This is a genomic window from Streptomyces hyaluromycini, from assembly GCF_002217755.1.
GTDB lineage: Bacteria > Actinomycetota > Actinomycetes > Streptomycetales > Streptomycetaceae > Streptomyces > Streptomyces hyaluromycini.
This window is the reverse complement of sequence record NZ_BCFL01000019.1, coordinates 1-11,989: the sequence shown is the minus strand read 5'-3', so window position 1 is coordinate 11,989 and position 11,989 is coordinate 1. Positions and strand designations below refer to the sequence as shown.

General features: G+C 69.7%; 10 protein-coding genes. 9 read left to right on the top strand and 1 reads right to left on the bottom strand.

All coding sequences use genetic code 11. The features are described from left to right. Positions 1 to 156 precede the first annotated feature (156 nt). The 8 genes from SSP29_RS17775 to SSP29_RS17740 all read left to right on the top strand — a co-directional run bounded on the left by SSP29_RS17775 (position 157) and on the right by SSP29_RS17740 (position 10,756). Positions 157 to 1,527 carry a S53 family peptidase gene (locus SSP29_RS17775; protein WP_089101685.1) on the top strand — a complete coding sequence of 457 codons (1,371 nt, stop codon included), beginning with the start codon at positions 157 to 159 and terminating at the stop codon, positions 1,525 to 1,527. A gap of 423 nt (positions 1,528 to 1,950) precedes the next feature. Continuing rightward, positions 1,951 to 3,258, top strand: coding sequence for a S53 family peptidase (locus SSP29_RS17770; protein WP_089101684.1), 1,308 nt, complete (start codon positions 1,951 to 1,953; stop codon positions 3,256 to 3,258). Between the two features lie 335 nt (positions 3,259 to 3,593). Next, entirely contained in the window at positions 3,594 to 3,902 is a 309-nt protein-coding gene (locus SSP29_RS17765; protein WP_089101683.1) for a DUF8827 family protein, read from the top strand. 141 nt (positions 3,903 to 4,043) lie between these two features. Further along, positions 4,044 to 4,874, top strand: a complete 831-nt coding sequence (locus SSP29_RS17760) for a DUF8175 domain-containg protein (protein ID WP_089101682.1) — start codon at positions 4,044 to 4,046, stop codon at positions 4,872 to 4,874. Next, positions 4,864 to 6,192: a hypothetical protein gene (locus tag SSP29_RS17755; protein ID WP_089101681.1), complete on the top strand. Its 1,329-nt coding sequence runs from the start codon at positions 4,864 to 4,866 to the stop codon at positions 6,190 to 6,192. The genes SSP29_RS17760 and SSP29_RS17755 overlap by 11 nt, the downstream gene beginning before the upstream one ends. Beyond that, the gene (locus tag SSP29_RS17750) at positions 6,189 to 7,748 is read left to right on the top strand and encodes an SCO6880 family protein (RefSeq protein ID WP_089101680.1); all 1,560 of its coding nucleotides are present in this window, start codon (positions 6,189 to 6,191) and stop codon (positions 7,746 to 7,748) included. The genes SSP29_RS17755 and SSP29_RS17750 overlap by 4 nt, the downstream gene beginning before the upstream one ends. Before the next feature lie 14 nt (positions 7,749 to 7,762). Then, entirely contained in the window at positions 7,763 to 9,181 is a 1,419-nt protein-coding gene (locus SSP29_RS17745) for an ATP-binding protein (RefSeq protein WP_089101679.1), read from the top strand. A 12-nt stretch (positions 9,182 to 9,193) separates the two neighbouring features. Continuing rightward, on the top strand, positions 9,194 to 10,756 hold the full coding sequence (locus SSP29_RS17740; protein ID WP_089101678.1) for a P-loop NTPase family protein: 1,563 nt from the start codon (positions 9,194 to 9,196) through the stop codon (positions 10,754 to 10,756). Here SSP29_RS17740 and SSP29_RS17735 read toward each other — a convergent pair. Then, positions 10,753 to 11,319 (bottom strand): GNAT family N-acetyltransferase, encoded by a 567-nt coding sequence (locus SSP29_RS17735; protein ID WP_089101677.1) that lies wholly within the window; start codon positions 11,317 to 11,319, stop codon positions 10,753 to 10,755. The two genes, SSP29_RS17740 and SSP29_RS17735, sit on opposite strands and share 4 nt — an antisense overlap. 71 nt (positions 11,320 to 11,390) lie before the next feature. Between SSP29_RS17735 and SSP29_RS17730 the strand changes: the two genes are divergently transcribed. Next, complete coding sequence (locus SSP29_RS17730; RefSeq protein ID WP_089101676.1) at positions 11,391 to 11,939, top strand: isochorismatase family protein; 549 nt, start codon at positions 11,391 to 11,393, stop codon at positions 11,937 to 11,939. Positions 11,940 to 11,989: the final 50 nt, after the last annotated feature.

The window sequence follows — 11,989 nt, the reverse complement described above, 5'->3', positions numbered from 1 at the left end:
CTTCAGTAACGCGGAAGTCAGGATTCCGAAATCCACCTTGTTGTCGCGTACTCAACAAGGGGATGGTTCGTCGCGGGCCGCCGCCCCCACCGGCAACCACACCGGTGGTCCCCCACCCGCAGGCCTCTGTCCCAACCTCTCCCAGGAGGCTGTACGTTGCGTACCACCCCCAACTCCCCCCACATACGCGGTAGATGGCGCCAGTTCGGTTCGGCAGCCGCCGCCACCGCCGCGCTCCTCGTGGCCGGCTTCGGCACCGCGGCCCACGCCAGCGCGGCGACCGCGACCGCCACCGCGACCCACAAGGTCAGCGCCAAGGCCATCGCCGCCCAGGTCGCCAAGGCCCACGTCCAGTACGAGAAGGCCGGCTGCGGCGCCACCCCGAAGAAGGGCTACGCCGCCTGCAACGCCCTGCGGGTCACCGGCGGCACCACCGCCTTCATGGAGAAGCAGGCCGCCCTCAAGGGCATCGCGCCGAAGACCGTCAAGCCGAACGCCGCCTCCGACTCCCCCACCGGATACGGCCCGAGCGACATCCAGTCCGCCTACGGCCTGACGGACGCGGCCGCCTCCAACGGCTCCGGCGAGACCGTCGCCATCGTCGACGCCTACGACGACCCGAACGCCGAGGCGGACCTGGCCACCTACCGCTCGTACTACGGCCTGTCGGACTGCACGACCGACAACGGCTGCTTCAAGAAGGTCTCCCAGACCGGCTCCACCACCTCGCTCCCCTCCGCCGACAGCGGCTGGGCCGGCGAGGAGTCGCTCGACCTCGACATGGTCAGCGCGACCTGCCCGAACTGCAACATCCTGCTCGTCGAGGCCAAGTCGGCCTCCGACGCCAACCTGGGCACCGCGGTGAACGAGGCCGTGAAGCTGGGCGCCAAGTTCGTGTCGAACAGCTACGGCGGCTCCGAGTCGTCCTCGGACACGTCGTACGACACCTCGTACTACAAGCACGCGGGCGTGGCCATCACCGCGAGCGCCGGTGACGAGGGCTACGGCGCCGAGTACCCGGCCGCCTCCCGGTACGTGACCGCCGTCGGCGGCACCGCCCTCAAGACCGCCTCCAACAGCCGCGGCTGGACCGAGTCGGTGTGGAAGACCAGCTCGACCGAGGGCACCGGCTCCGGCTGCTCCGCCTACGACGCCAAGCCCACCTGGCAGACCGACACGAGCTGCTCGAAGCGCATGATCGCCGACGTCTCCGCGGTCGCCGACCCGGCCACCGGCGTCTCCGTCTACGACAGCTACGGCTCCGACGGCACCGGCTGGAACACCTACGGCGGCACCAGCGCCTCCTCGCCGCTCATCGCCTCGGTCTACGCCCTGGCCGGCACCCCGGGCAGCAGCGACTACCCGGCCGAGTACCCGTACGCCGCGGCCGGCACCTCCGCCCTCAACGACGTGACGAGCGGCAACAACGGCACCTGCTCCACCTCGTACTACTGCACCGCCAAGTCGGGCTACGACGGCCCGACCGGCTGGGGCACCCCCGAGGGGACCGACGCCTTCACCGGCTGAGCCCTTCACCGATTGACCTCCCCGTCGGGTCACGGGGAGCCGCCACCGTGAGGGGGACGTGGGGTCCCCTCGGCGGCAGGGAAAGAGAGACGGGCCACGGCATCCGGCCGTGGCCCGTTTTTCATGTCCCCGACGACCCCGGTTTCATGTCCTTTGCAACTCCCATGCATCGCCTGTGAGTTGAGTCAAGCACCCGCCACCCGCAAGACAACGGACGGCCATCGAAGGGTCACGCGAAGGCCCCGTTCGGCAATGCGGAAGTCAGGATTCCAGCAGCCTCTTGTTGTCGCGTACTCAACAAAGGATTCTCTTCGCGGGCCGCCGCCCTGCCGCCGGGGAACCCGTACCGACGGCAAAAGCACCAGATCGCACCCGCACCGCCCCTGTTCCAACCCCAGTTCCGGAACTCAGGAGGCTGCACGTATGCGTTCCACTCCCCCCAACAGACCGTCCGCACGCGGTGGTTGGCGCCGCATCGGCGCCGCCGCAGCGGCCACGGCCGCGCTGGTCTTCACCGGCTTCGGCACCGCCGTCCAGGCCGACGCGGCAACCACCGCGTCCAGCAAGGTGACCTACGTCTCGACCCCCTGTGCCACCCCCAAGCACACGGGTGACCTCACCTGCAAGTCCTACCGCGTCACCGGCGGTCTCACCGCCTTCCAGAAGATGCAGGCCGCGAGGACCGGCATCACCCCGAAGGCGGCCGACGCGTCGACCCCCTCCGGCTACAGCCCGACCAACCTCCGGTCGGCCTACGGCCTGACCTCCGCCGCCGCCTCCAACGGCTCCGGCGAGACCATCGCGATCGTCGACGCGTACAACGACCCGAACGCCGAGGCGGACCTCGCCACCTACCGCTCGTACTACGGCCTCTCGGCCTGCACGACGGCCAACGGCTGCTTCAAGAAGGTCAGCCAGACCGGCTCCACCACCTCGCTGCCCTCGTCCGACGCCGGCTGGTCCGAGGAGATCTCCCTCGACCTCGACATGGCCTCCGCGATCTGCCCGCTGTGCAACATCACGCTCGTCGAGGCCACCAGCGCCAGCTACGCCAACCTCGGCACCGCGGAGAACGAGGCCGTCGCGCTCGGCGCCAAGTTCGTCTCCAACAGCTACGGCGGCTCCGAGTCCTCCTCCCAGACCACGTACGACACCTCGTACTACAACCACACCGGTGTCGCCATCACCGTCTCCTCCGGTGACAGCGCCTACGGCGCCGAGTACCCGGCGACCTCCCGGTACGTCACCGCGGTCGGCGGCACCAAGCTGTCCACCTCCTCCACCACCCGCGGCTGGACCGAGACCGTCTGGAAGACGTCCAGCACCGAGGGCACCGGCTCCGGCTGCTCCTCCTACGACGCCAAGCCCACCTGGCAGACCGACACCGGCTGCACCAAGCGCATGGAGTCCGACGTCTCCGCGGTCGCCGACCCGGCCACCGGCGTCTCCGTCTACGACTCCTACGGCGTCACCGCCGGCTGGTACACCTTCGGCGGCACCAGCGTCTCCGCGCCGATCATCGCCGGCGTCTACGCCCTCGCCGGCACCCCGGCCAGCGGCACCTACCCCGCCCAGTACCCGTACGACTACGCGGGCACCTCGTCCCTCAACGACGTGACGAGCGGCAACAACGGCACCTGCTCCACGTCGTACTTCTGCACCGCCACGACCGGCTACGACGGCCCGACCGGCTGGGGCACCCCCGAGGGCATCAGCGCCTTCGCCAACTAGTACCGGCTCCTCTCCCCGACGGGTCGCGGCAACCAGCCGCGGCCCGTTCGTCATGAGAACATCAAGACGGTGGCATTCACCCGACTGGCCGTCAAAAACCCCGCCAGGTCGTAAAAGGGGTCAACGACGGAACCACACGACAGGTTCCGCCCAGGCCTCATTGCCCGGCGTGACCTGCCGTGATACACAGAGTGACCGCACGATCCCTTCGTACGAAACCCGCCAATCAATGACGTCAAGTCGACATACTCCGGCGACGTTGTCGGCGAGAATGATGTGTGACCTCTGCACCCGGCAGGGGCGGACAGAACTACCCACCAGGGGCGGTGACTTACATGTTCCTTGCAGCCGACAAGGGTGACATCAACACCATCATCGGCGGAATCGCTCCGGACTGGGGCCCCTTCGGCAGCCTGGGCAACGAAGCGAAGACGATGATCCAGGTGGTCATGGCCGTCGCCATCCTGCTCTGCCTCGGCATCGCCGTCTGGGGCGCCGCCAAACAGCGCATCGGCGCCACGGCCCTCCGGGACACCTTCAGTGCCGAACAGGGCAAGGGCCTCATCATCGCCGGACTCACCGGAGTCTTCATCATCGGCTCGCTCGGCACCCTGTTCACCATCGTGTACGGCATGGCCGTCTAGCCAATCTGCACCTCCCTTTCCCCCGCTCCGAGGTTGCGTTTCCCTGATGTCGAGTCACCACACCGCGCCCGCGCGGGAACCAGCACGGCTACCGTCGTACTGCTACGCGTTCCGGTACGACGTGGAGGGGGAGTACCCGGCATGAGCCTCGGAGACGAGCCCGGCTACCCGGAAACCGGCCACACCCGCACCCGACTCCCCGACGACCCCTACGGCGGCGCCCGCCGCGGCGGACGCTCCTCCTCCCGGAGCCTGGTCACGGTCGTCGGCGTGGTCGTCCTCCTGATCGCAGCGATCGCCTTCGCGAACAGAGGCGACGGCAACGGCTCGTCGACCACGACGGCCAACACCGGCGGAAGCGGCAGCGGAAACCAGCCGACGACCTCGTCGACGGCGGCGAGCGGCACGGACCCCGTGCAGGCGAAGAGCGGCGGCATCCCGAGCGGGTTCGCACACAACGCGCAGGGCGCGCAGAGCGCGGCGGCCAACTACGCGGTGACGCTGGGCTCGACGGGCATGTACAACAAGGACGACCGGCACCGCATCGTCAGCAACCTCTACACGCCGGCCGCGGCGACCAGACTCCAGGGCCCCATGGACGCGGCCTACTCGACGGGCTTCCTCGGCAAACTGGGCCTCGACGCCAACGGCAACCCGCCGAAGGGCAGCACCTTCGTGTCCCGCACGGTCCCGGTGGGCACCGAAGTCACCTCGTCCAGCGACGGCGCGGCCGTCGTCGCCGTCTGGTGCAACAGCCTGTCCGGCATCGCGGGCAACAGCTCCACCACCCCCGTGACCAGCAACTGGTTCACCGTCACCATGACGCTGAACTGGAGCGGTGGCGACTGGAAGATCCTCGAATCCAGCCAGAAGTCCGGCCCGACCCCGGTCACCGGCGACGACACCGTGTCCGGATCCGACGAGATCAGCAAGGCGGTCCAGGAGTTCGGAGGGTTCACCTATGCTCGCTAGTCAGCACCGCGTGCTCAAACTCACCGGCCTGGTGGCCACGGTACAGACGGCCGCCGTGCTGCTGGCCGCGAACGCCTTCGCCGCGCCCTCGCCCTCGCCGTCACCCTCCAGCAGCGTGGACTGCTCGCTGATCGCTCCCCCGTCCCGGGGAATGTGCGACGGCAGCAAGAGCGGCGGCGGCAGCACCACCACCGACCCCCTCACCTCCACCCTCGACCCCCTCTCCTCCCTCGCCCAGGGCTGTGCCAAGGCCGCCTCCTGGACCGTCGGCAAGCTCAGTGACGCCGTCAAGGAGACCGCCAACGTCGACTTCACCAACGAGAAGTTCCTCCAGCAGTACGCCGTCGTCTTCGCCGCGTCGACGATCCTGACCCTCCTGCTCTGGCTGCTGGCCGTGGCCAAGCGCGCGGTACGAGGCGTCCCCCTCACGACCGCGATCTCCGAAGCCATCGGGTTCCTCTGGCTCACCGTCCTGGCCTCCGCCTTCACCCCCCTGATCCTCTACACGGTGGTCTCGGCGACCGACGGCGTCACCGACGTCCTCGCCAAGACCACCGGCGACCAGACCGACACGTTCTTCGGCACCTTCTCCGCCGCCCTCAGCAAGGGCGACGACATCGGCGGCGGCCCGATCATGCTGATCGTCGCCTCCCTGGTCAGCATCCTCGCCGCCGGCGTCCTCTGGCTGGAGCTCGTCATCAGGGCCGCCCTGCTCTACGTCGGCGCCCTCCTCGGCACCGTCGTCTACGCCGGCCTCGTCGACAAGAACCTCTGGGGCCACGTCCGCCGCTGGGCCGGCATCATGATCGCCGTCATCCTCGTCAAACCCGTCATCGTGATCGTGCTCGGCCTCGCCGGCGCCCTGTCCTCCGACGGCGGCCCCGACGCCTTCTCCGCCGTCGTCTCCGGCCTCGCCATCATCCTGCTCGCCATCTTCGCCAGCGCGATGATCTACCGCTTCGTCCCCGGCTTCGGCGACGAGATCGCGGGCGGCCGCAACAACCGCATCATGCAGGGCGCCGAAGGCAAGGCCGCCGCCGTCATCAGCAGCCCCGCCAACCTCGTCGCCCAGGGCATCAGGACGCACAGCGCCCGAGCCGACAACAACGGGGGCGGGGGCGGTGGTTCCGGCTCCTCCGGTGCCCGCCCGTCCAACCCCGTCTCGGGCGGCGTCGCCGCGCACAGCACGCGCACCTCGAACGGTGGTGGCGGCGGAACTGTCCCCTCCGCCGCACCCGCACCCCGCGCGGCCAGCCCGATGAACACCCCGCACGCCGGCAACACCCGCAACAACAGCTCGGGAGGTGAAGGGCGTTGACGACAGAGTCCCACCTGTCCCATCCGATCACGCCCCGCCGTACGTATCTCATCGGCCGCGCCCGGCCGAACGCGATCATCGGCAGGAACCGTGAGTCCGGCGAGATCGCGCTGATCATCGCGGGCGCGTTCCTCGGCATGATGTGCGGGCTCCTCGTCCCGGTCCTCTCCCTGCGGATCGTCCTGCTGATGGGCTTCCCGCTGATCGCACTGGCCGCGGTCTACGTGCCGTACAAGCGCCGCACGTTCTACAAGTGGTACGAGATCAACCGCAGTTACAAGCGGAGCCTGCGCCAGGGCACGGTCTACCGGTCCACCGCCGCCGAGGCCGGCACCCGCATCGACGGCCGCGAGGTCGAGATCGGCCCCCCGCCCGGCATCGGCCGCATCAGCTGGCTCGCCGCGCCCTTCGGCCCCGACGAGATCGCCGTACTCCTGCACGCGGACCGCAAGACGGTCACGGCCGCCATCGAGATCGAGGGCCCCGGCGTCGGCCTGCGCGACTCCGAGGACCAGGAAGCCCTCGTCGACCGCTTCGGCACCCTTCTCAAGCACGTGGCGAACGGCGACGGCTTCGTCACCCGCCTCCAGATGCTCGCCCGCACCCTCCCCGCCGACCCCGACGCCCACGCCAAGGACGTCGCCCAGCGCGGCGACGACAAGGCCCCGGGCTGGCTGTCCCGGTCCTACGACCAGCTCCAGTCCATGGTCTCCACCAGCAGCGAGCAGCACCGCGCCTACCTCGTCGCCTGCATGCACTACTCCCGCGAACTGGCCGCCGAGGCCCAGGCGATGGCCCGCGCGGCCCGCCCCCAGTCCGGCCGCAAACTGGACCGCGACGCCGGTCTCGCGGTCGTCATGGCCCGCGAGCTCACCGACATCTGCTCACGCCTGCAGGAGGCGGACATCCGCGTCCGCCAGCCCCTCGGCCAGGGCCGGCTCTCCTCCCTCATCCACTCCATGTACGACCCCGACCACCCCATCGACCACATCCAGGCGATGACCCAGCGCAACGCCTGGCCGGCCGAACTCGACGCCATGGAGCCCACGTTCCTCCAGGCGAAGACCCGTGAGTCCAGCACCCGCGAGCCCTGGTGCCACGCCACGGCCTGGGTGAAGGAGTGGCCGATGACCCCGGTCGGCGTCAACTTCCTGGCGCCCCTGCTCGTCCACACCCCCGACGTCATCCGCACGGTCGCCGTGACGATGGACCTCGAACCCACCGAGGTCGCCATCGAACGCATGCTGACCGAGAAGACCAACGACGAGGCGGAGGCGAGCCGCGCCGCCAAGATGAACCGGACCGTCGACCCCCGCGACATCGCCGCCCACAACCGCCTCGACCAGCGCGGCGAGGACCTGGCCAGCGGCGCGGCCGGCGTCAACCTGGTCGGCTACATCACGGTCTCCTCCCGTACCCCGGAGGCCCTCAACCGCGACAAGCGCACGATAAGGGCGTCCGCCGGAAAGTCGTACCTGAAGCTGGAGTGGTGCGACCGCGAGCACCACCGCGCCTTCGTGAACACACTGCCCTTCGCCACCGGAATCCGAAGGTAGAGGCTGATGCGCTGATGAGGGACCCGCTGTCCGTCCTCACCGAAGCCTTCACGTCCTTCCTCTTCGGGAAGGTCGAGACGACCCGCTCCCCGGTCCGCACCTCCACCGGCCAGGCCCAGGCGGTCTACCTCCCCACGGCCGCGCCCGGCCTCGGCGACTCGGGCGTCATCATCGGCCGCGAGGTGTACTCCGGCAAGGGCTACATCTACGACCCCTTCCAGCTCTACGGCCAGCAACTCCCCGCCCCGCACTGGCTGGTCCTCGGCGAGTCCGGCAACGGCAAGTCGGCCCTGGAGAAGACCTACGTCCTACGGCAGCTGCGCTTCCGCGACCGCCAGGTCGTCGTCCTGGACGCCCAGGGCGAGGACGGCGTCGGCGAGTGGAACCTCATCGCGGAAGAGCTGGGGATAACCCCCATCCGCCTCGACCCGATGGCGGCCCTGGACCACGGCATCCGCCTCAACCCCCTGGACCCGTCGATCACGACGACGGGCCAGCTGGCGCTCCTGCGCACCATCATCGAGGTCGCGATGGGCCACGGCCTGGACGAACGCTCCGGCTTCGCCCTCAAGGTCGCCCACTCCTACGTCAACGAGACGATCCTCGACCGCCAGCCGGTCCTCACCGACATCGTCGAGCAGCTACGGCACCCCGAGCCGGAGTCGGCCGAGGCGATGAACGTCGCCATAGACGACGTACGGGCGTGGGGCCTGGACGTCGCCCTGGTCCTGGACCGCCTGGTCGACGGTGACCTGCGGGGCATGTTCGACGGCCCGACCACGGTCGGCATCGACCTCGACGCCCCGCTCATCGTCTTCGACCTCTCCCACATCGACCGCAACTCCATCGCCATGCCGATCCTGATGGCGATCGTCGGCGTGTGGCTGGAGCACACCTGGATCCGCCCGGACCGCAAGAAGCGCATCTTCCTGGTGGAAGAGGCCTGGCACATCATCGCCAGCCCGTTCGTGGCCCAGCTGTTCCAGCGGCTGCTGAAGTTCGGCCGACGGCTCGGCCTGTCGTTCGTGGCGGTGGTGCACCACCTGTCCGACGTCGTGGACGGCGCGGCGGCGAAGGAGGCGGCGGCGATCCTGAAGATGGCGTCGACGCGGACGGTCTACGCCCAGAAGGCGGACGAGGCGCGGGCGACGGGCCGGGTGCTGGGCCTCCCCCGCTGGGCGGTCGAGATCATCCCGACGCTCACCCCCGGCATCGCCGTCTGGGACGTCAACGGCAACGTCCAGGTGGTCAAACACCTGGTCACCGAGACGGAACGGCCGCTCGTCTTCACGGACCGCGCGATGACCGAGTCCTCCAGCGACGCCCTGCTGTCCGCGGACGACGCCCTGATCGCCGCCGAACTGGAAGCGGAACAGCGGGCGGCGGCCTTCGTGGAGCAGCATCTCGGCGACTCCGAATCGACGGTGGCGTAGGGAGGACCGCTCGTGAGACCGGACCCTCGGCAGGAGCGCGAGCAGCAGGGCGGCGGGATTCCCGACGGCCTGCTGGTCGGCATACTCGGGTTCCTGCTCGGCATCACGATCCTGGTGTGGACGGCGACCGGACTGGCCGCCTGGTTCGCCCACGGCAGCTGGCCGTCGACGGTCGACCTCTCCCACACCCCGCTCGCGATGCGCCACCTCATCGGCGCCCCGCACGACATCACGGGCGCCTGGCCGGACACACCGGCGGCCCAGCTGTCGGGCTGGGGGCTGTTCTGGGGCCTGTTCATCGGCCAGCTGATGGTCCTGGTCGTCCTCACCGTGTTCGTGCTGGGAACGGTGGCCCGCTGGCGGGCCGGGAGGAGAAGACGGGCGGCTACGGCGAAGGGCCGAAGCACGGCCGCCGCGGTACCGGAGCCCCGCACCGACCCGGAAACCGTCCAGGAGACCACTCGCCCGATGGAGCCGACGGTTCCGACGGTCCCGGCGGTTCCGACGGTCCCGGCGGTTCCGACGGTCCCGGCGGTTCCGACGGTTCCGACGACCCTGGCGACCCCGGCGACTCCGGCGACTCCGACGGCTTTCGCAGACCACCCCCTGGAGGACATCCGTCCCTCCACCAACGGTGACCGGCTGGGCGCATGGACCAGAATCCACATCGCACCGCGGGAGAGCCGGCAGGCGACCGCGACCCAGGCCATCCAGGACGCGCTCGGCCCCGCCCTCGTCGTCACCTCGAACGCCACCCTCTGGTCGGAGACCAAGGACGCCAGAGCCAAACTCGGCCCCGTCCTCCTCTACGACCCGAACCACCTCTGCGACACCCCCGCCCGCTTCCACTGGTCACCCACGGCCCACTGCGAGGACAAGCACACCGCGATCCAGCGCGCCCAGGCCCTCCTCACCCCGGTCAAACCGACGGCGAAAATCGACCAGACCGTCACGGACACCGCCGAGACCCTCCTCCGCAGCTACCTCCACGCGGCCGCCCTGGAGAACCGCACGATCCGCCACGTCCACCGCTGGGCACAGGGCACCGGCGTCCAGGACGCCGTACGCACCCTGCGCACCCACCCGAAGGCCGCCCCCGGCTCCGCCGGCGAGCTGGAAGCCGCGCTCACATCCCACCCCGAACGCCGGGACATCGCACAGGAGCTGACGGCCCGCGCGCTCGCCGCCCTCTTCACGGTCAACATCCGCGAGGCCTGCACACCCAACCGATCCGATGCCCTCGCCCTGGATTCCTTCATCGCCGAAGGGGGCACGCTTTATGTGGTCGGTGAATCCATCGAGGACCCCAGGACCAACCCCGGCGCCATGCCCCTCCTGACGGCCCTCGCCTCCAGCGTGGTCGAGCGCGGCCGGCGCATGGCCGAACGGTCATCCTCCGGTCGGCTCGACCCACCACTGACCCTGGTCCTGGACGACGTGGCGGCCGTGGCCCCGCTCCCCCAGCTCCCCGACCTCCTGGCCGGCGGCACCGACCAGGGCCTGCCCGCCCTCGCCCTGCTCCGCTCCCACGAACAGGCCCGCTCCCGCTGGCCGCACCGGGAACTGCCGGTCTAGGCCGGCCACTCCAGAACGAACTCGACCTCGGTCTCGGCCTCGTCCTTGAAGAACGGCACGAGCACCCCGCTCGGCACGAACCCCGCCTTGCGGTACGCCCCCTGGGCCCGCGGGTTCTCCGCGTGCACCAGCAGCCTCACCCGCTCGGCGCCCCGCTCCCGCACCCACTCCACACCGGCGTCGAACAACGCCTTGACCAGCCCGCTCCCCCGGTGCTCGGGCCGTACGAACACCCCGACGACATGCCCCTGCCGCCGCTCGACCGGAAACCCGGCCCAGTCCGTGGTCCCGGCCTCCTCGATCAGCACGGTCACGGTCCCGGCCCACTCCCCGTCCGCCGCCACCGCGACGAACTGCCGTGCATCGCTGGGCTCCGCGGCCGAACGCGCGGCCCGCTCCCGATAGAAGGAGTCCGGCCGCTCCAGGGCCTCGTCATAGGTCTCCAGAAACGCGATGTCCGCCACCGGGTCCCGCAACGCGACGAGCCGCAACCGCTTGACGGCCTCCCACTCGTCGGCCCGTATCGCGCGAATCACGTAATCACCGCTGGTCATAGCACTCATGCGGTCACGCTAACCCCCACCGGCCACCGCACTCACCTGGTTTGTCAGTGCCGCCGTCTACGGTGGGCGTCATGACGACTCTTCCGAACCGTCCCAACACCGCCCTGCTGATCGTGGACGTGCAGAACGGGGTGGTGGACAGCTCCCACAACCGCGACGAGGTCATCGTCAACATCAACACCCTGATTGCCAAGGCCCGTTCCGAGGCGGTCCCCGTGGTCTGGATCCAGCACTCCAGCGACGAGCTGAAGCCGGACAGCGCCCCCTGGCAGTACGTCCCCGAGCTGACCCGCGAAGCGACCGAGCCCCTCATCCACAAGCGCTACGGAGACTCCTTCGAGGACACCGAGCTGGAGTCCGTCCTCGCCGAACGCGGCGTGGGCCGCGTGGTCGTGACCGGCGCCCAGACCGACGCCTGCATCCGCTCCACCCTGCACGGCGCGATGGTCCGCGGCTACGACGCGACACTGGTCGGCGACGCCCACACCACGGAGGACCTCACCGCGTACGGCGCGCCGGCCCCCGAACAGGTCATCTCACACACGAACCTCTACTGGAGCTGGCAGGAGGCCCCGGGCCGAAAGGGCGGCACGGTCGAGACAGCGGACGTCAGTTTCTGAATAACGCAGAAAACCCCCGCATCAATGATGCGGGGGTTTTCTCAATATTT

Coding starts and splice junctions, on each gene's coding strand:
- SSP29_RS17735 (WP_089101677.1), bottom strand. CDS start 11,319: ATGAGTGCTATGACCAGCGGTGATTACGTGATTCGCGCGATACGGGCC.
- SSP29_RS17755 (WP_089101681.1), top strand. CDS start 4,864: ATGCTCGCTAGTCAGCACCGCGTGCTCAAACTCACCGGCCTGGTGGCC.
- SSP29_RS17760 (WP_089101682.1), top strand. CDS start 4,044: ATGAGCCTCGGAGACGAGCCCGGCTACCCGGAAACCGGCCACACCCGC.
- SSP29_RS17770 (WP_089101684.1), top strand. CDS start 1,951: ATGCGTTCCACTCCCCCCAACAGACCGTCCGCACGCGGTGGTTGGCGC.
- SSP29_RS17730 (WP_089101676.1), top strand. CDS start 11,391: ATGACGACTCTTCCGAACCGTCCCAACACCGCCCTGCTGATCGTGGAC.
- SSP29_RS17765 (WP_089101683.1), top strand. CDS start 3,594: ATGTTCCTTGCAGCCGACAAGGGTGACATCAACACCATCATCGGCGGA.
- SSP29_RS17745 (WP_089101679.1), top strand. CDS start 7,763: ATGAGGGACCCGCTGTCCGTCCTCACCGAAGCCTTCACGTCCTTCCTC.